Origin of the sequence: Pantoea sp. ARC270 (assembly GCF_003236725.1) — a bacterium.
In the GTDB taxonomy this organism is placed as follows: domain Bacteria; phylum Pseudomonadota; class Gammaproteobacteria; order Enterobacterales; family Enterobacteriaceae; genus Pantoea; species Pantoea anthophila.
The window spans coordinates 52,309-72,132 of record NZ_PUGA01000041.1 but is presented as its reverse complement, the minus strand read 5'-3'; the positions used below and the strand labels follow the sequence as shown (position 1 = coordinate 72,132).

Sequence of the window (19,824 nt, the reverse complement as noted above, 5' to 3'; positions counted from 1 at the left end):
AATATGCATTCAGTATATGGCGATTTCAGCAGCCTGCTCATTGTCAGGACGATTTCCGCCTGCGGGTTAAAATAAAGAGGGTGAAAAGCCCTCGTTATCTGATTTAAAAAAGAACGGTGATGTTACGTTCTGTTTCTTAGCGTTTCGTTTTCCGATCGGCTGTCGGGTTACCGTCAGGCTTGCTGGTTATTTTCTGCTTAAAATTCAATTGTCTGCGTGTGTTGAAAAATGGAGTTTCTGTTTCAACCAAAAAAGAGAAAGTACAAGAAAAATATTTTTATCTGGAAAAATGAACACGCTGTACTAAGTCAATCCCGTGACGACATCAGGATTCAGGTCAGCGATGAGTGAAATAACAGAAGTCAGCACCTCTTATTGCCCACCAGGATAATCAAAAAACCCGAAACGGCGTGCTGAATAGTGACCCGACAGGAAAGGGAAATATCCTGTAAACGATCGTCGCGGCTGAGGCGAGGGCGCTAATAAGTGCGGGAAGAAGACGGAAATAGTCAGGCCCGCATCGTCATTCGTTTATCTGCTTTAGTCTTTCGGTTCACCGCTGCGTGTTGCGCAGACCGTATCTGTTTTGCTCTCTGCGCCATGATTATGCCTGCGTGAACGCTGCAACCGGTCAGTGATGTCTGGCACCAGGGCGGAAAGCCTGCTGTTTAGCCAGCAAGGCGATCACAAACGCCACTGCCATCAGCGCCATCAGCGCCCACGGAAATGAAGCGGCACCGGCACGATTGAGCAACAGTCCGCCGAGAATGCCGCCACTGGCGATCGCCAGATTCCACGCGGTTGTCACCATCGCCTGAACCACATCCACATGGTTGCCAGCCGAATCAGCGGCGGCCGTCTGCATCTGGGTTGATGCCCCACCGAATGACCATCCCCAGACGATAACCGCAAGGAAGATAACAACCTGTTCCCGCATGCCCATAGCCAGCACCACAGAGACCGCAGCCAGTGCCGCCAGGCTGAGCAGCACCAGCCTGCGCAGGTGGCGATCGACCCAGATGCCGGTTATCCCAATCCCGGTTAATGCGGCCAGTCCGAACACCAGCAGGATAAGACCGACAGCGTGGCTCATGCCCGACAGCGCCAGAAAGGGCCCGATAAAGGTATAAAGAATATTGTGGGCCGTCATCCAGAGAAAGATGACCGCCAGCACCGGGCGAACACCCGGCATCCTGAAAACCTGCCAGACGGGCAGACGGCGGTCTGCCTTCTGTCCCGGCAGATCAGGAACGGCAACCCATGCCCAGATAAACAGCACAATCGCCAGGGCAGCCATCACGCCAAAGGCGACCCGCCATCCCAGCATGTTTCCCAGCCAGGAGCCTGCGGGTGTGCCCAGGGATAACGCAACCGGAATGCCGACCATCGCAATGGCCAGGGCGCGACCCTGTAAATCGGGCGCAACAAGACGCCGCGCATAGCCCGCCAGCATTCCCCAGGCCAGCCCGGCCGCCACACCGGACATAAAACGGGCCGCCAGCGTGAGCCAGTAGCTGGCAGAAAAGGTGGTGATGGTGTTGAAAATCACAAAGATCCCGATAGCGAGCAGCAGGACTTTTTTGCGGCGCCAGCCGCTGGTCAGCACGGTCAGCGGGATCGCCGCCAGTAGTGACCCCAGAGCATAGAGACTCACTAACTGTCCTGCCATCACCTGAGAGACGCCGAGTCCCTGACTGATGTCCGGCAGCAGACCGGCCGGCAGGGTTTCGGTCAGAATGGCGATAAAGCCGGTCATGGCAAAGGCCAGCAGGGAGGCGAGCGGCAGACCCGCCTGAGCGGTGACTTCACGGGGTTCGATATGGGCGGACACGTTAACCTCTTTTAATCTCACTGAAGGAAGGAAGCCGCTGACAGCGGACTTCGTGACATCTGTATCGATTGGTATATTTATCGAAACTAGAGAACGGGTCGTCACTTGTCAAGCACATATGTATCGATTAGTATTTAAGTCTCACAGGCATGAACAGGAGGGGCTATGGCTCAGATGGGACGTCCACGTTCGTTTGACCGGGACGAGGCGATTCGTCAGGCAATGTTTCTTTTCTGGCAGCATGGCTTCGAGTCCACCTCGCTTGCTCTGCTCAAGGCCAGTCTCGGCAACGGCATTACCGCACCGAGTTTCTACGCCGCATTTGGCTCAAAAGAGGCGCTGTTTGAAGAGGTTGTCGACTGTTATCTCTCCTCATACGGTCAGGTTAACGACTGTCTCTGGGACGACGAGCTCAGGCCGTTTGATGCCATAGAACAGGCATTGCGCGCTTCCGCAAAGATGCAGACCGATCCGGGGCATCCCAGCGGCTGTCTGATCGCCTTGTCCGTAAATACCTGTTCCCCTTCAAACGAGCACATCCGCACCTTACTGGCAACGCAACGCCAGCGCACCCGGTCGGGGTTTTTGCGCTGTGTCGTCAGAGCCAAAGAGGCGGGCGAGCTGGCTGCCGACACCGACGCGCGCGCGCTGGCACAGACCTTTCACAGTTTTGAGACAGGACTTTCGACGGAAGCGCGGGATGGGGCAACGGGAGAGGAACTGGATGCAGCCGTGACGGCTGCGCTGAAAGTCTGGGAGAGGTTTACAACGAAGGCGGCATAGCCTGAAGCCATAGACGTTTCATCATAAAGCCCGCACCGGGCGGGCTGAATACGCCTACAGGCCGACCAGCGTAATGCGTTTCCGGGCGGTCAGCGTTTCATACAGCGCTTTAGCCAGACGGTCAGGTTCCACCACGCCACATTCCGACTGCTCGCCGTCGGGATCAGCCCAGAACGATTTAATACGCAGTGTGGTGTTGATCCTGGCGACGCGCTCCATCTCCAGCACGGCAAGCACCTGATGCCGCATCTCTCCCCCTTTAACGCTCGATTTAGCCTCTATCACGGCTGCGCGGGTGGCTTTTCCGTCATAGATGACATGGCAGCGTGCGCCGTTAAGGTTGAAAGTATGAAGCACCTCATAAAGGCCCTGAACTGTCTTTGCACTGTAGGATAACGGCATATCAAACATAACAGATCCCTCTGACGCGGAACGGTGTGAGCCCCCAGCATAGGTGAACTGTAACCAGAGGAGAAGTTACTGTTTTTTAATGAGAAATATAGATATCTAAGGATACTGTAACGTCCGTGATTTTTATTCCAGTTCTGGCTGGCACTACCAGAAAGCGAAGCGCGAAAAGAGGAGGCCTGGCGGGGGCGGATTTGGGTTAATAAAAAGCCTGCGCGAGGCAGGCTAATCGTTCCAGCAGAATGTATGCACACAATCTGATATTTGTCTGCTTCCGCCATCGTACAGGAGAAATATTAGGATAAGATTAAGAATAATCGCTATCTCAACGCATTAACTTTTGTTGTGCGCGACGTCCTGATTATGCGGCGTGCGGTCAGTTTATTTTTGTGCCTGCGTGTTTTGCTCAGCCTCTTTCTGTTTTTTCTTCGCCATATGATGACCGACTGCGCATCCGGCTGCGGCGCCAGCCACACCATGATGGGCAAGATGACCTGCCACGCCGCCTGCTACGGCACCCTTCAGACATCCGGCAGCGTTAGCCTGCAGGTTGACGGACAAAAACAGACCGGTAGCCATAACGATAACTGATAATTTTTTCATCTCTTCCTATCCTGGTGATCGTGGTTGTATGTTCATGCCGACAGAGCATAGCCACTTTTTTTCACTTCAGGCTGGCCCGGTCAGAGTTATCGCGAAGTTAGTTACCGGTCGTTACGCTTTTGTCGTTCCTGACCGCAATGCGTGATTTATTTCAACGGGTGTCATACTGGATCATAATTAAACGCCAGATAAACGAAAGCAGAATGCGATCCTCTCTTTTCTCTCTGTTTAACCCGTGGTGAGAATATTGAAGACTGTAATGAAGCAAAAAAAATAAATAGTCCGTTTTTATTTTCATTCCTGAAAATGTTTATTAGTTCAGCGAAAAAAAATTAAAAAATGAGTTGATCCCATATGGCAAAGGTTGTTGAAATCAGGCGGCAGGTTCAGCCGGCGGCTATTTAATTATTGTTTAGCTTTCTCAGCTGAAAGATAAACAAAATCTAAATAGATGAGCACGGTGAAATTATTTAACGCCATGCAGGGGAGTTCACTGAACTGAATTTCACTCCTGTTCTGGAAAACATTCTTTAATGCTTTCCTGTGATTAACCAGAACGAATGACACTATCATGAAAAATATACTCATTACCGGGTCAACAGGTTTTTTAGGCGGCGCTGTCGTCGCCCGTTTATTGCAGAACATTCCCAGGGACAGACTGCTGCTCCTTGTCAGAGGCGAAAATGTTGAGGAGGGGGTAAACCGCGTTAAAACAAACCTGAAAAACTTTGGGTTAGATGAGTCATTAATCAGCACGATAGAGAGTGACAATATTCTTCTGGGCGACCTCGCCTTCACGGAAAACTTTATCCACGACACGCGCCTTGACGACGTGACGCACGTGATTAACTGCGCCGCCGTCGCATCCTTTGGCAATAACCCCTTTATCTGGAAAGTGAATGTTGAGGGCACGTTTCAGTTTGCCGAGCGCATGAGCCGGGTTGCGGGGCTGAAGAAGTTTATCCACGTGGGTACGGCCATGTCCTGCGCCCCGGAACCGGGATCGCTGGTGACCGAGAGCGAGCTGGACTCCAGCCGCGATCAGCACGTTGTCGAGTACACCTGGAGTAAGGCCTCAATTGAAAAACTGATGACGGAAAAGCTGCCCGGGCTGCCGCTGGTTATCGCGCGTCCTTCGATTGTCGTGGGCCATTCCGATCAGGGTTGTCTGCCATCAGCCAGCATTTTCTGGGTGTTCCGGATGGTGCTGGCGCTGGGTAAATTCACCTGCGAACTTGGCGATCGGATTGATGTGGTGCCGGTTGATTACTGCGCAGAGGCACTGGTACTGCTGCTTGATGCGGAAGCGGTGATCAATGAGGTCATTCACATTTCTGCCGGGGCGCAGAGCAGTGTCACCTTCGCGGAAATTGACGAGGCGATGGCCAGAGCATCCGGTGAAAAAGCCCTGGGACCGGATTATCAGAAGGTCTCCTATAAACACCTGGCGGAGAGCAGAAGAACCTTTAAAGATCTGTTCGGGCCCTGTAACGAACGCATCATGCTGCGAGCCATGAATTTATATGGTCATTTTTCCAATCTGAATGTGGTCTTTGATAATTCAAAATTACTGCAGTTGGGAATGAGCAGGCCTTCACGCTTCACCGATTATCTGGATCGCTGTGTGGTGACGACACGCAATTCCACGATTGCAGAACTGATGCAGGTGGACTTTAAATAGCAGAGTCCGGGCGTGGATAGCTGGGGTATTGAGCTCAGGAGTTGATGTGAAAATGAAAAAGCGCTTCCGGAGGGAAGCGCGTTATTTTCAGAAGGTGAACGTCAGACCGGCATAATAGGCACGACCCGGTTCATTATACGTTGAAGCCCCGTCAGCTTCGCGATACAGCTGTTTATCCAGCAGGTTATTAATCCCGGCATTGGCGCGCAGGTTTTTAGTAATATCATAATTAAAGTTAATGCCAAAGACGGAATAAGCACCCACTTCACGATCAGACATCGATCCATTTTCCGTCCGCGACTCGGCATGGCGGCGCGGTTTCTGACGCCCATACATGGTCCAGTTCAGGTCAGTCGAGAAATCCTGCGTAACCTGCCAGTCGAGCAGGGTATTAATGGTATATTTCGGGATGATCGACAGCGGGTTTCCGGTCTCCTTATCCTTAGACTCGATCATATAGGTGGCATTAGTGCGCCACTCCAGTGTGTCCCGGACCAGCGGAATCGTGACGTTACCCTCCAGCCCCTCAACCACCGCTTTGCCGCCGTTACTCCATTGCAGAATATTATTGCCATTGGAGGCGTAGCCCAGCACCTCGGTACCGGAGACGATTTTGTTTTTATAGTCATTGCGGAACCAGGTGAGCCCCGCAATATACCCCTGCTCGCTGTACTCAATACCCAGTTCTTTATTAACGCTGACTTCGGGATCAAGATTTTCATTACCCAGCAGATAGCAGCTGCCGCGCGCAACATTGACCGGACAGCCGTTGCCCCGGGTCGCCAGTAAATACCCTTCACTGGACTGATAGAGGTTGGGGGCTTTAAAAGCACGGGCAATACCCGCCTTCAGCGTAAAACTGTCGCCCAGTCCCTGCGAGATATTCAGCGACGGACTCCAGTTCGCGCCGAACGTATCGTGATAATCAAAGCGCAATCCGGGGATCACTTCAGTGCTGTCCGTCAGGGCGATGTTATCTTCAACGTAGAGGGAGCTGAGCGTGGCGCTGTTTTTACTGTTGCGACTGCCGGGGTCACCACTGACTCCATTGATCGAAACGCCTGGCGCACGGGTGCCGTTCATGGAGTTGGGATCGTTCAGCTCATCCCGGTTCCACTCGGCGCCCAGCGTCACGGTCTGTTCACGCAGCAGTTCCAGCGGGAAGCTGATCTCTCCGCCAGCGCGATAACTGTCGAAACGGCTGGTCGAAAAGGTTCTGCTGTTGATCCGGCCTTCACCTGAACCGGCTGTGCCTTCGTTCAGGCGGGTATTGTTGGTTTTTTCATAGTTAAAGGTGAGTTTCGACTGTCCCCAGTCCCAGATCCCATTGTGGGCAAGCCCCCAGGTCTGACGGTAGAGCCGGTTGGTCTCCGCGCCATCGAGCGATTCGATCAGCGCATTACCGGCCCCGTTGCTGTACTGCGTATCACCGGCATAGATATTGCCCTGGCGGCTATAGCCGTAACTGAAATCCAGCACCTGAAGCGGCGTGATCTTCCAGGAGAGCACGCTGTTAATGTCTTTGTTGCGTACACCTTCACGACCGGCGGCAGCCGAGCCGTTCTGCGACTGGTTAATATCGAAGGCATCACTGTCGGTTTTGTTGATATTGCCATAGAGACGCATGGTCAGCGCATCGCCTGCCAGCGGCCCGCTCAGATTGAAGTTGGCGCGGCGCGTTGCGCCTTCTTTATTATCTTCCGGCTGGTTGGTGTAGAGCGACAGCGAACCGCTCCAGTGATCGGTGGGACGTTTGGTAATGATGTTCACCACACCGCCGGCCGCGCCAGAACCATAGCGGGCTGCCGCCGGTCCGCGAATGACTTCAATCCGCTCGACCATTTCAGGTGGCACCCAGTTAGAGTCACCGCGGGAGTCACGCTCGCCGCGCCAGCTGTATCGAACCGAATTGCGCGACGTGGTGGGAACGCCATCGATCAGAATCAGGGTGTTTTCCGGCCCCATGCCGCGAATGTCGATCTGGCGATTGTTGCCGCGCACGCCGTTAGCACTGTTGCCGGTAAGATTAACACCCGGCATTTTGCGGATAATATCGGAGAGGTCATTGACCGGCGGATTCTTTCTGATGTCCTGCGCGGTGATCACCGATACCCCCGGCTGCTGCTTTAACTCCTCTTCGGCGGTGACCAGCATGGTCTGATCGTCAGCCAGCTTCTCCGTCTCTTCCTGACTCGCCCCATTGGCAGAAGTACTTAATACGCCAGCCAGCAGCAGCGCAGCAGGGCGTTTATGGACACGCATGGTTACATTCACTTAGAAGTTCTCCCTGAATCGTTAATGTATGTAAGCAAATGCGTATGATAATGATAATAGTTCGCATTGTATATCGCAGCAGGGGATCTTTACATTCCCGCATTCGCGATCGTGCTGTCGCCTCAGAGAGCGGCAAATTCGTGCGGAAAACGTACAGCCGGGAGGTATCTGGTTCTGTGTCATGGCCCGTTTTAATTCTCAGATTTCATCAGAATGCGTTTCCGTGACTCCAGACTTAATAGGTCTGGAGTCACAGCGACTGAGTCAGTAGAATGGCCCGCCTGTAGAGTGAAAGGGAGAGTAATGTGATCGATCGGACATCCAGCCCGGTGCGCTCCGCGCATGTCGGCCAGCACGTTATGATCTGGCTGGAGCAGGTTAAAGCCGCCTCGTTAGGTGAGCTGGATAACTTCGGGGATGAAGGAACCGTAGAGCAGGTGATGAAGGTCTGGGTCAAACTGTCGCTGCTGATCAGCCGCCGCCGCCCGGAGATCGCCGTTTCTTCCCTGCTGAAACATGTTCTGCCCGGTATCGGTTCTCAGCCGCTGAAAAACCTGACGCGTCTGCGTCTCAACCGGCTCTATAACATCCTGATTGCGGAAGGGAAAAAGGAGGAGGCGCGGCGGGTCTTTGCACTGACGAAACAGTTTCTGGCCTGGGCCGAGATGCAGGGCTATCTCGATCACTCCCCGATTGCCTCAATGAAAAAGCGCGATGTGGCGGGCCGGGCATCACCGCCGCGCAGTCGCCAGCTGAGCGATGCGGAGATCTGGGTTTTCTGGCACGGGCTGGACAACTGGGCACTGTCGGAACAGGCGCGCTGGGCGCTGCGGTTGTGTCTGGTCAGCGCCCGGCGACCGGATGAGATTGTGCAGGCGCAGAAAGCGGAGTTTGATCTGCAGCTGGAACTCTGGAAGCAGGGCACCCGTAATAAATCGCAGCGGGAGCATGTGCTGCCAATCTCACCGCTGATGCGTCAGTGCATCGAGGCTCTGCTACAGGCCGCCGATCCGGACTCCCCCTGGCTGGTGCCCGCACCCCGCGATCCGCAGCAGCCGCTCTCTAAAGGCGCGCTCAATCAGGCGCTGCGCCGGATGATCCGCGCCCCGCGCGGGCTGGGACTGGAAGCCTTCACGCCGCGCGACCTGCGCCGCACCGCGCGATCCAAACTCTCTGCGCTCGACACGCCCAACGACGTTGCCCGCAAAATCATGAACCATGCGCTGGAAGGGATCGATCGGGTTTATGACACGCATGACTACCTGAGCCAGATGCGCATCGCCATGAACCGTTTTTCTGCTGCCGTTGAGCAGATCATCGCCTGCGAAAGTTATCATCAGATGCAACACCGCTATGAGGGTGAAACCCTGTTACTCGACGAGCGCGCCATCATGGCGATGGCGCGCTGACCGGACCGTCAGAAGTGGTAACGCAGCCAGGCAAAGTAGACGTTGCCGTTATTGTGCGTGCCGGGGATGTAGGTCATCTGGAAATCGAGATCGCCATAGCCGATGGCGGCAAGCGGCAGTATCGCCGGCACCGGGATGTAATCCCAGTTGTGACGGGCCGTCACACCGGCGGTATAACCCGCACCCCAGTGGAAATTCTGATCGGCCAGCGGACGCCACGTCGCCACCCAGCCATAGCCGCCAAAGGGCTCCCACTTATTAAAGGAGTCCTTGAACGCCATTAAGTAGATACCGTTCCAGTTGCCTTTCTCGTCGTAGCGGGAGATACCGCCACCGGCGCCCCAGGGCCTTTCGTTATATTTATCAATATGTTCCCGGTCGTAGGTCGCACGGTTGTGCCACGTGATAGCGGGCAGGTAAAAATCGATACCCTGTGGCTGCTGCCAGGTCGTGGCAACGTTATTGCTGAAGGTGTTCCAGCCAGCACTGACATTCTGCACCAGCGTGGCAGACCAGGCAGAAGGGGCTGAAAACAGACTCAAAACGGTCGTCGTCATCAGCGCATTGAAAAGGGATGTATTGCGCATGTGCGAATTCCTGCAATCTCTGGTGTTTAATAAGGTAATAAAAGGGTTAAGGCGGGTATTGTGGCATGAAGAGTGACAACTTCAGGTCAATGAACGGCCCTTACGGGATATTATAGTGACGGTAAGCGAAACGGCACCCGAATTTTTCTGATAAAGCCGCCGGGATTTATCGGGCAGCTTTTCCCATCTCCCTCTTCCCGGCTTCTCCGGCACCGATCATTTCCTGAAAAAACCGGCATCATCTGTTAACAAAATCTTGCAATGAAAATCGCAATGCGTATATTTCTCATTTGCTTTAAAGGTTTATCACACCCGCCTCAGGCGCACAGGGAAAACGTTTCTGGTTCCTCAAACCAAAAGCAGGGCAGCGATGTCCGCAGGATGCACGGTCGTGACAGTGGCAGATAAAAATCATAAAGATAACTGAGGAATAAATGAACGCATTTGAATTTCAGCGTGCCGGGGAAACGGGCGCGACGGCTTCGCACCGCCTGTTCCGCCTCTCCCTGCTGGCTGCCCTGGTCGCCACCTCACTGGGACAGAACATGGCCCGCGCTGCAGAAAGCGCGGCGCCCGCCGTCAGCGATGAACAGACCCTCACCGTCAGCGCCTCTGCCGACGACGGCGTGACAACGTCACCAGCTACCGATTACAGCGTACCGGTTACCCGTGCAGGGACAAAAATGCTCGGTACCGTGCGGGATGTGCCACAGTCTGTCAGCATCGTCAGTTCGCAACGGATGGCTGACCAGCAACTGCAGTCGCTGGATGACGTTCTGGCTAACACCACCGGCATCCGCGGCGTCAGTGTCGATATGGATCGCACCAGCTACTACTCCCGCGGCTTTTTGATCGACAACTATATGGTCGATGGTATTCCGACCGCGTTTGCCGAGCGCTGGAATCTGGGTGACGCGCAGACTGACATGGCGCTCTATGAGCGTGTTGAAGTGGTGCGCGGGGCAACCGGTCTGCTGACCGGTCCGGGCAATCCCTCGGCCGCCATTAACATGGTGCGCAAACATGCAGACAGCAAAACGTTCGGCGGCACCGTCTCCGCCAGCTACGGCAGCTGGAACAAACAGCGTTATGTGGCCGATCTCTCGGCACCGCTCAGTGACAGCGGCAATGTCCGTGGCCGGCTGATCGCGGGCTGGCAGGATAACAACAGTTTCATTGAGCGCTACGGCGCTAAAAAACAGTTTATCTATGGCGTGGTTGATGCCGATCTGACCGACTCTGCCACGCTCTCGGTCGGGTATGAGTTCAGCCAGGTTAACACCGATTCCACGATGTGGGGGGGCGCGCCGCGCTGGTATACCGACGGGACGCAGATCCACGCCCGTCGCGGCTATAACACCGCGCCTGACTGGGCCTACAACGACAAAGAGAACCGCAAGCTCTTCGTCAACCTGAAACAGGACTTCGCTAACGGCTGGAACCTGACGCTGAACGGCACGCACAATGAGATGCGTCTGGACAGTAAGCAGATCTATCTCGATGGCTTCTTCGATCGCAACAGCGGCGCGGGTGTCTCCTCCTATGCCAACTACCCGGTGGTGGGCGGAACCGGCTACAACACCGGCAAACGCAAGGTGGATGCGGTCGATGCCTTTGCCAGCGGCCCGTATGAGCTACTGGGACGTCAGCATGAGCTGATGGTGGGGGTCAGTTACAGCCGTCAGGATAATAAATATTTCAGTACGTTTGAGAACATCTCGCCTGAATCGCTGGGCAACTTCAACGATTTCAACGGCCAGTATCCGGAATCGGCCTGGACACCGCGCCTGCCGGCCAGCGATACCCAGCTGGTGCACCAGAAGTCGACCTATATGGCAACCCGTTTGTCGCTGGCCGATCCGCTGCATCTGATCCTTGGTGCCCGTTACACCAACTGGAATCGCGAAACACCCGGCGGTGAGATGGAGAAGAACAACACCACGCCGTATGGCGGTCTGATTTATGACTTCGCCGAAAACTGGTCTGCCTATGCCAGCTACACCTCGGTATTCCAGCCGCAGGATTATCGCGATGTCAGCGGGGCGTACCTGTCGCCGGTGATCGGCAAAAACTATGAGGCCGGTCTGAAATCAGACTGGATGAACAGCCGCTTCACTACCTCACTTTCCGTGTTCCGCACCGAACTGGATAATGTCGGAGAAGCCACCACGCAGATCGTTCAGGGTTCCGGCGATGTGGCCTATATTGGCCGCAAAGGCGTGGTAAGTCGCGGCGTGGAGTTTGAGGTCAACGGCGCATTAACCGATGACTGGCAGATGACCTTTGGCGGCACGCGCTACATCGCAGAAAACCGCGATGGCACGACGTTCAATCCGCAACTGCCGCAGACCAGCTTCAACCTCTTCACCAGCTACCGTCTGCCTGCCCTGCAGGCACTGACGCTGGGCGGCGGCGTCAACTGGCAGACCCACATCTGGAACGATGTCGGTGCGCCGGAAGGCAATGGCACCTGGCGGGCGCGTCAGGGCAGCTACGCGCTGGTTGACCTCTTTGCCCGCTATCAGGTGAATAAAAATCTGTCGCTGCAGGGCAACCTGAATAACCTGTTCGACAAGGCGTATGACACCAGCGTCGCCAGTTCGGTGGTCTACGGCGAGCCGCGTAATTTCTCGGTCACCGCCAGCTACACCTTCTGATCGCACTCCATGAAAAACGCCTCAGCCGGGGCGTTTTTTTTGGGATCACGCCGCCTTCAGGCAAAACGCAGCGCCAGATTAAAGCCCTCTCCGGACGCCACGACAATCGCCTCAGCCTGCTCGTGGAACAGAATATTCCCTGTCAGCAACGCGTTTTTCACCAGGGCGAGATCCGTTGTGGCAAACCCCAGCGCTACCATCCGGGCGCTGCCATCATAATCCTCCGGCAATGGACCGAAGCGCTGTTGCGCATAGTCAGCGGAGGCAAAGCGCACCGTGGCAGCCCCGGCGCGCAGCACGAAAGCGCCTTCCGGACAGGCGAGAACCTTTGCGGCACCAAAAAGCCGGCTGTAGACCTGCGCCGCATGCGCCGGATCCTGCGCGACGATGACAAACTCACTGATATTCTGCACCCCATTGGGATGGCGCTGCCAGGCGGGCTGCCACACCGTGTCCGGCGTTAAATGCTGGCAGAAAAAGGATCGTCCATTGGGGATCAATGAGGCACGCAGCCGCACGGTCCGGAAGTGCGCTTCACTGACCGAGCCATCCGGCAGGGTCACCGGCCGCCAGAAGGCAGCAGGCGGATCGCCATCCAGATCCTGTCTTTCCAGGTGCAGAAACTCACTCTCTGCATCGCTGCTTTTCCACACCAGTCCGCTTAGTCCCAGCGGTGAATTCCACAGGTCGGCACGCTGGCTGCCTTTGCCGGGCTCATAGCCGAGCAGCTCCAGATAATTTTCGCCAAAAATAGCCAGATGATTGCTCGATCCCAGCGAGTGGTGGCCCCGCTCGGTGAGCTGAAAGCCGAGCCGCCGGAAGCGGGCGCTGGCGTTGTCCAGCTGGTCGGCCACATTAATGACCGCGTGGTCGAGAACCGGTTGCGGCACCGGAACAGCGATCGTCGTACGCTTTTTTTTCGTCATAGCGCTACCACTCTCTGCAGCGCGCGCGGCACCAGCCGGGTAAAGTACGCCACGGCCGGGCCTATCAGCGCCTCATCCGGATCGAAAGCGGCGTGATGCAAACCATACTCGCTGGCACTGCCGATGCTGACAAAGGCGCCCGGCACCTGTTGCAGGTAGAAAGCAAAATCTTCGCCACCCATCTGTGGCGTCTCCGCCTGTTCAGCGAGATAGCCGCTCTCGCGGGCGACGTCCAGTGCGACCTCCACCCACGCCGGGGTATTGATCAGCGCAGGCGGGCCAGCCGTCCATGCCAGTTCCGCGGTCGCGCCAAATCCGCCAGCAATACCCTGAATCAGTGCCCGGATGCGATGCGGGATCTGCTCGCGGATCGCGCTGTTGTGGGTGCGCACGGTTCCCTCCAGTTCGACGGTCTGGGGCAGCACATTCCAGGTATTCCCGGCGGTAAAGCGCGTGACGCTCAGCACGACGGTTTCCAGCGAGCTGAACACCCGACTCGGCAGGGTCTGCAGGGCCGTCACAATATGGCTGGCCACCACAATAGAATCGATGCCCTCCTGGGGGCGGGCAGCATGCGCGCCTTTGCCCGCAACGCGGATCACAAAGCGATCCACATTGGCATAAAACGCGCCCGGGCGGCTGCGCAGGGTGCCCAGCGGCAGGTCGGGGGCATTATGCAGGCCAAATATCGCCTTCACGCCCTCCAGCGCACCCGCCGCGATCAGCTGCTGCGCACCATCGAAGGTCTCCTCAGCAGGCTGAAACAGAATCCGCACCCGGCCTGGCAGCGTGCTTTCCTGCTGCTTCAGCTGCAGGGCAACGCCCAGCATGACGGCGCTGTGAACGTCATGACCGCAGGCGTGCATCACACCCGGCTGACGGGATCGCCACGGGCGGTCGGTGATCTCCTCAATCGGTAGCGCATCTATGTCAGCACGCAGGGCGATGAGCGCTTCACCGTGACCCATTTCTGCCACCACGCCCGTTTTCAGCCCCAGCGGCAACAGCCGTATCCCGGCCTCGGTGAGCCAGCGGCTCAGGCGTTCCGTGGTGGCAAATTCATGATTGGAGAGTTCAGGATGCTGGTGCAGTTCACGCCGCCACTGCACCAGCTGTTCGGTTAAAGGCAATGTCATGGTTATCCCTGTTTTTCCGGCAGAAAAGGCTCGCCCGGCGTCAGCGTCAGGCGGCTGGCCCAGGCAAAAAAGGTTGGGCACAAATCAGAGCGGGCAGGGAGAGCATGGCGCAGGGTGAAATAACGTCTTCATGATAAATTCCTTTGTTATTAATTGCCTCAGCAGGCGGAATCATCATCGAATGACGCAGGGCGCAGATAAAGAAACGAATTGGTCAAAGCTTATCTGAAAAAAATAAATGCGGATTGCTGTCAGCTTCTCATACCAGTCGAATCATCCGCCACTCTCTATGATTGGGGTTATAATTGTGCATATTTTGTTCGTAGCTAACAGATAACCCTATCCCGATGGAGTTTCTATGAATAATCTGCATGTTGCTATCATTGGTGCTGGCGCAACCGGCGTGGCCGCGTTTATTGCCCTTGTCCGACAGGGGGCCTGCAAATGCATTACACTGCTGGACGCGTCGGGGCCTGCAATCGGGCAGGTTTATGCCAGTCAGCATCCGGAACTCCTCTGTAATACCTCTGTTGAATTAATGTCTCTGTTACCGCCGCACTATCACGATTTACTTCATTACCTGCATGAGCATACAAATAACGAGATTACGCTGGCAGATTTTGTTTCCCGTAAAATCATCGGAGATTATATTCAGGATCGATATACCCGTTATCTCTCTGGCTTATCAGCAGGGCATAAGCGTCTCCTTTATCAGGGATGCGGGGAAACAGATTATGCGTCAGCCGGGCGGAGATTATCTGATTGAAACCCGGCAGAGCGGCACCCTTGCTGCCGATGCGGTAATCGTCTGCACCGGTTACACGCATCCCGCGATTCCTGAGGCCCTGGCATCCTATCAGGGCGATCCTCTGTTTTTTGCTTCACCCTATCCGGAAAAACTGATGCTGGAAAAGATCCGGCCGGATAGTCATGTCCTCATCGTGGGAACACGGCTCTCCGCGATAGATGCGGCATTAGTTCTTTGCCGACAGGGTTGCCGGGTCAGCCTGGTTTCTCCCTCCGGCGACCTGCCGGCGGTGCGCTCTGCCGTCATGCTCAGACCCATTCAGGCTTCGCGACTCGCCTGGCTTACAGACAGCGCGGTAATCAGTGAACAGGTCAGGCCGGACATCAGAAAATGGGTGATCCGGCTGCTGGCTCACGCCTCGGCGACCTCCCTCAGAGAGCAGTTTGTCGCAGAGACGGAGAGTATCCAGCGACTGCGGAAAGAGAGTGAACTGGCGCGTCAGGACAAAACGGAATGGCAGTACAGGATTGTCGGAATGATTAACGCGATCAACCAGCATTCGCACACACTCCCCGAGGCGGTTAAGCACTCCCTGAGCGCCTTTCTGCGGGCAACGGGACGCTATATCAGCGCGATGCCCTTAAAGAATGCCGAAAAATTGCTTGGTTATGTTGATAGCGGGTTATTAAGCGTTGAAAAGCTGAGGGCTGACTCTCTGCAGAAATCAGATTCGGGCTGGACCCTCAGCAACCCGCAGGGCGAAATCACACACTTTGACGCCCTTGTCTGTGCCACCGGCTACACACCGCCCAGACATTCGATGACCCATAATGGGCTGATCCTCGCGGATACCCGTGACGCTTCAGCCGCACCGCCCCGGCTGAATAACCATTTGCAGCTGCACCTGGCCCACAGGGTGTCGCCTGAATCTGTCTGGCTGGCAGGCATATCAACGCATCTGTCCGTCCCGGTGGTGAATGCGCTGTTTGTCGCGGTCGAACAGGTGAACAGAATTGCACAACAAATCAAAAGATTATAAGGATTGAGTGACTGCGCTGTGATGCCGTCAGAGCAAGAGGCCTGCGTCCGGCCCCTTACCCTGACGAGACGCTACTCAGTACAGAGTGGCTGCTGGCGACACTGACTATCGCGCAGAAACGCGCTGACCAGAACGAGCCACAGCAGACCGCAGGTCAGATTCACCAGGCTAAAGCCGCCGGTGCCGAAGCTGAAATAAGCCGTTTTCGCGGCTTCAATGCCCAGCGCAATAATCAGGATGCTCACCATGCCCAGCAGTGCCGCGACGCTGCCTTTTCCGGCGCTGCTGGAAAAGAGCGTCATACGGTAAAGTCCGGCGTTAATCAGCCCGGTGCCGAAGCCGTAGAGACTCATTCCGGCAGTGAGCCACAGATAGCTTTGCGGATTCAGCAGGGTGGCAACCACCGCAACGGTCAGTCCGCAGACTACTGGCCAGGCACCCAGCTTTACCGGCTGTTCAATCGGCAGACGGCTGGATAAACGGCCCAGCGTCAGGTTGCCCGCAATCATCGCGGCAAAGACCGGCAGCTGAAGCAGGGCATAGTCGATGCGGCTCAGTTGCGCGCCGTGGATCAGGATGACGGGTGAAAGCGCCACCCAGGCAATGCAGGGGACGCTGACCAGTCCGATAGCCAGTGAACCGCGCATCACCTGACGATCCTTCAGCAACGCCGCGTAACCGCTGATAATCGATCGCAGCGACAGCGCTTTTTGACGATCGCCCGCCGTTTCAGGCATGGCATACCAGAGCCCGGCCAGCGCCAGCGCCGCAACAGCGCCAATCAGCCAGAACAGCGTGCGCCATTCTCCCACGGTCAGAAACGCCGCGCCCGCCAGCGGCCCGGCCAGCGGAGCCAGCAGGGCGACGTTGGCCATCAGCGCCATCATTTTGATGCTGAGCGATTCGGTGAACGCCTCCTGGATCGCTGCATAACCCACTGCACCGATGAAACAGAGGCTGATCCCCTGCAGGAAGCGCAGCAGAACGAACTGCTCAATGCTTTGTACCCAGTGCGTTGCGATGCAGGAGAGCATAAAGAAGGTCACGCCACCGATCAGCACCGGACGCCGTCCGATGCGGTCCGAGAGCGGGCCAAGCAGCCACTGCAGCAGGATGCCACCGGCCAGGTAAGCAGTCAGGGAGGTGGAGACCCACTCCGGCCCCACCTTAAACTCCTGAGTCACCAGCAGCATACCGGGCTGGATCATGTCATGGGCGATATAGGTCGCAAACTCAAACAGCACCAGCGACAGGGGAAAGATCAGATGCCGCCGGGTCAGCTTTGCGACCGGAATAAAAGAGGACATTACAGATTCCTGCGATAACTCATTAAAAAAAAGGCGGCCACCCAGGTGACCGCCTGACCATTACGTGACAGGGTAACGCTTAGCGCCAGCGCGCGATCGGATTGACCAGGGTACCGGCAAATTTCAGGTTTTCCGCCGGGTCGGTGAGGTTAATCATCTGCTGGTTGTTGGCCAGCTGCAGGCGGTTGAGGCAGGAGCGGGTGAACTCTGGCGCAAACATGTTATAACGCGCAAACTTCGTCGCCAGCTGCGGATGCGCCTGCTGATAATCCTTCACGCATTCCGCTACCGACTGCCAGAACTGCTCCTCAGGCAGTGTGCCTGACTGGTCGAGGATCGCGCTGATAAAGCGGAAAATGCAGTCAAAGACGTCGGTGAAGATCGACAGCAGTTTAAGCTCCTCCGGCACATCCACCGCCAGTCGCTGCACACCTTCCGGCAGCACGGCATCCGGGTTCATCACCGCGATCTCCTCGCCGATATCCTTCATATAGGCGCTGACCGGTACGTTGTTCTCCAGCAGCATAATCAGGTTTTCGCCGTGCGGCATAAACACCAGGTCATGCTGATAGAAGCAGTGCAGCAGCGGACTGAGGTAGCAGGCCAGATAGCGGTCAATCCACTGCTTCGCGGGTAAACCGGAATCGGCAATCAGCGCGGGCAGCAACGCCTGCTGATGGTGATCGACGTGCAGGAAGGAGGCCATGGTCATCAGACGCTGACCGGGTTGCAGGCTGGCCGCCGGATTGTCGCGCCACAGGGCGGCAAACATCTTCTTGTAAGCGGAGTCGCCTTTAATCGCCTGCTCGTAATAGCGGTTGTGATAGCCGACCGAAGCAACTTCGCGCAGGATGCGGAAATCGCACTTCTTCAGCCAGGCATCGCCTGTCACCAGCTGCTCCAGCCAGCCGTTGATGGCCGGTGTGGTCGCCATGTAGTAGGGCGACAGACCGCGCATAAAGCCCATGTTCAGCACCGAAAGCGCGGTTTTCACGTAGCGCTTTTCCGGCTGACTGCGGTTGAAGAAGGTGCGGATGGACTGCTGCGCCTGATAGGCGTCGTCGCCCGTGCCGAGCCAGACAATATCGTGATTCGCGATGTCCGCGGCGAAAACCGTCAGCAGTTTGTTCTGCCACTGCCACGGGTGCACCGGCATCAGGATATACTCCTCAACCGCCAGCCCTTTTTGCTCCAGCTGTGCATTAAACTGCTCAACGGTGTTCTGGCCCAGCTCATCACGCAGCAGCTGCTCGTAACTCAGCTCGCTCAGGCTGGCGAAATGCGCATTGCGGCGGTGGACCGCGACCCAGATAAGGTGAACCGGCGCGGCGGCTTCGGGTGCATAGGCCAGGTAGTCCTGCGCATCAAAGCCGATGCGGCCGTTGTTGGCGACAAAGCAGGGATGACCTTCGGTCATGGCCGCTTCAACGGTCTGGAAATCCGCGGAGACCAGCGCCTGACTGTCCGGATTGTGCTTCTGCAGCTTATAGACAGCGCTGCAGAGTGTGCTGCTGATCTCTTCCATGTAGGTAGCCAGCAGCGCCTGGGGAATGCCGATCTCTCCGTTGAACTCCACGATAAACTTCAGCGCATCCAGCGGCAGATCATGGCCATTCTCCTGCTTACGCAGTGAACCCGCGTCAATCTCCCAGTGATCCAGCGCCAGCCGCGCCGCGCGGAAATGGTAGCTCGCCTCGCCACCCGGCACCGCCAGCTGATAGCTGCCGTTGCCGGATTCCTGCGGCGCGATGATTTTTTCATGCGCAAACTCGGCAATCGCTTTGCGGATCAGCATGCGGTTTGCCTGCGCCCAGTTGTCGCCCGTCAGATGCGTGCCGTTCATCAGTGAAGAGGGGGTGGTCATAGTCTGCGACTCCTGCAGTAACGCGTGTTGATAATCTTCCCGCTGGCAGAAGGCCAGCCAGGCGGTTTTATGGCCCAGGTCGAGGGTATGCTGATAGCGGAAACCGGCACGCCTGTTCAGAACGTGGATCTTCTCGTTGCGCACGTCCGGCTCGACCACCACGCGGTTCACTTCGGGACGGCTGAACATATAGTCCATCACCAGCGAAAAGACCTGCCAGCTGAAGGCGCGGATCGGCTTGCTGGCCGGGGCAATCAGGATATGCATGCCGTAGTCATCGGGCGCAGCCGGGTAGAATTTTCCAATCTCATCATCACAGGCGCGATAGCACTCAATCAGACAGATCGGCTCATCGTTGCAGCAGCCAATCAGTGCCGCTTTGGGATCCTTTGCCGTCAGTGTCTGATAGAACGCCGCGACCTGCTCCAGGCTCTGCTGCTGCATGCCCCAGAAGCGCGCATAGTCGCGGGTGACCCAGCTGTGGATGAGCGGCGCATCGCTGGCCTGCATCGGCCGGAGGGTGAACAGACCCGCGGGACGGCGGGCGCTGAACAGGACAGATGAACTCATT

General features: G+C 56.4%; 15 protein-coding genes. 6 read left to right on the top strand and 9 right to left on the bottom strand.

The window, feature by feature from the left end; translation table 11 throughout:
- Positions 1-631: 631 nt before the first annotated feature.
- Entirely contained in the window at positions 632-1,831 is a 1,200-nt protein-coding gene (locus CKF42_RS17445) for an MFS transporter (protein WP_111208756.1), read from the bottom strand.
- A gap of 165 nt (positions 1,832-1,996) precedes the next feature.
- On the opposite strand from CKF42_RS17445, the gene CKF42_RS17440 reads away from it, so the two are divergent.
- Positions 1,997-2,614 carry a TetR/AcrR family transcriptional regulator gene (locus CKF42_RS17440; protein ID WP_111208755.1) on the top strand — a complete coding sequence of 206 codons (618 nt, stop codon included), beginning with the start codon at positions 1,997-1,999 and terminating at the stop codon, positions 2,612-2,614.
- A 54-nt stretch (positions 2,615-2,668) separates the two neighbouring features.
- Here the strand turns inward: CKF42_RS17440 and CKF42_RS17435 are convergent, their stop codons facing one another.
- Both CKF42_RS17435 and CKF42_RS17430 read right to left on the bottom strand, forming a co-directional pair.
- Positions 2,669-3,025, bottom strand: coding sequence for a hypothetical protein (locus CKF42_RS17435; protein ID WP_009092918.1), 357 nt, complete (start codon positions 3,023-3,025; stop codon positions 2,669-2,671).
- 378 nt (positions 3,026-3,403) lie between these two features.
- Positions 3,404-3,625, bottom strand: coding sequence for a hypothetical protein (locus tag CKF42_RS17430; protein ID WP_009092919.1), 222 nt, complete (start codon positions 3,623-3,625; stop codon positions 3,404-3,406).
- Positions 3,626-4,196: 571 nt separating this feature from the next.
- Here CKF42_RS17430 and CKF42_RS17425 point away from each other — a divergent pair.
- Positions 4,197-5,306 (top strand): SDR family oxidoreductase, encoded by a 1,110-nt coding sequence (locus CKF42_RS17425; protein WP_111208754.1) that lies wholly within the window; start codon positions 4,197-4,199, stop codon positions 5,304-5,306.
- Between the two features lie 87 nt (positions 5,307-5,393).
- Here the strand turns inward: CKF42_RS17425 and CKF42_RS17420 are convergent, their stop codons facing one another.
- Positions 5,394-7,568 (bottom strand): TonB-dependent siderophore receptor, encoded by a 2,175-nt coding sequence (locus tag CKF42_RS17420; protein ID WP_186806401.1) that lies wholly within the window; start codon positions 7,566-7,568, stop codon positions 5,394-5,396.
- 371 nt (positions 7,569-7,939) lie between these two features.
- Between CKF42_RS17420 and CKF42_RS17415 the strand changes: the two genes are divergently transcribed.
- Positions 7,940-8,989, top strand: a complete 1,050-nt coding sequence (locus tag CKF42_RS17415) for a site-specific integrase (RefSeq protein ID WP_111208792.1) — start codon at positions 7,940-7,942, stop codon at positions 8,987-8,989.
- An 8-nt stretch (positions 8,990-8,997) separates the two neighbouring features.
- Here the strand turns inward: CKF42_RS17415 and pagP are convergent, their stop codons facing one another.
- On the bottom strand, positions 8,998-9,576 hold the full coding sequence (gene pagP, locus CKF42_RS17410) for a lipid IV(A) palmitoyltransferase PagP (RefSeq protein WP_304598459.1): 579 nt from the start codon (positions 9,574-9,576) through the stop codon (positions 8,998-9,000).
- A gap of 434 nt (positions 9,577-10,010) precedes the next feature.
- On the opposite strand from pagP, the gene fhuE reads away from it, so the two are divergent.
- Positions 10,011-12,233, top strand: coding sequence for a ferric-rhodotorulic acid/ferric-coprogen receptor FhuE (fhuE, locus tag CKF42_RS17405; protein WP_111208752.1), 2,223 nt, complete (start codon positions 10,011-10,013; stop codon positions 12,231-12,233).
- A gap of 56 nt (positions 12,234-12,289) precedes the next feature.
- Here fhuE and CKF42_RS17400 read toward each other — a convergent pair whose 3' ends face one another.
- Complete coding sequence (locus tag CKF42_RS17400) at positions 12,290-13,135, bottom strand: VOC family protein (RefSeq protein WP_111208790.1); 846 nt, start codon at positions 13,133-13,135, stop codon at positions 12,290-12,292.
- Between the two features lie 20 nt (positions 13,136-13,155).
- On the bottom strand, positions 13,156-14,295 hold the full coding sequence (locus CKF42_RS17395) for an amidohydrolase (protein ID WP_111208751.1): 1,140 nt from the start codon (positions 14,293-14,295) through the stop codon (positions 13,156-13,158).
- Positions 14,296-14,653: 358 nt separating this feature from the next.
- On the opposite strand from CKF42_RS17395, the gene CKF42_RS17390 reads away from it, so the two are divergent.
- A complete protein-coding gene (locus CKF42_RS17390; protein ID WP_111208750.1) occupies positions 14,654-15,061 on the top strand; it encodes an FAD/NAD(P)-binding protein in 408 nt (135 codons plus the stop codon).
- Positions 15,030-16,082 (top strand): NAD(P)-binding domain-containing protein, encoded by a 1,053-nt coding sequence (locus CKF42_RS17385; RefSeq protein ID WP_158526770.1) that lies wholly within the window; start codon positions 15,030-15,032, stop codon positions 16,080-16,082. Before CKF42_RS17390 ends, CKF42_RS17385 begins: the two co-directional genes overlap by 32 nt.
- Before the next feature lie 71 nt (positions 16,083-16,153).
- Here CKF42_RS17385 and CKF42_RS17380 read toward each other — a convergent pair whose 3' ends face one another.
- A complete protein-coding gene (locus CKF42_RS17380; RefSeq protein WP_111208748.1) occupies positions 16,154-17,389 on the bottom strand; it encodes an MFS transporter in 1,236 nt (411 codons plus the stop codon).
- A gap of 79 nt (positions 17,390-17,468) precedes the next feature.
- Complete coding sequence (locus tag CKF42_RS17375; protein ID WP_111208747.1) at positions 17,469-19,823, bottom strand: GNAT family N-acetyltransferase; 2,355 nt, start codon at positions 19,821-19,823, stop codon at positions 17,469-17,471.
- Position 19,824: the final 1 nt, after the last annotated feature.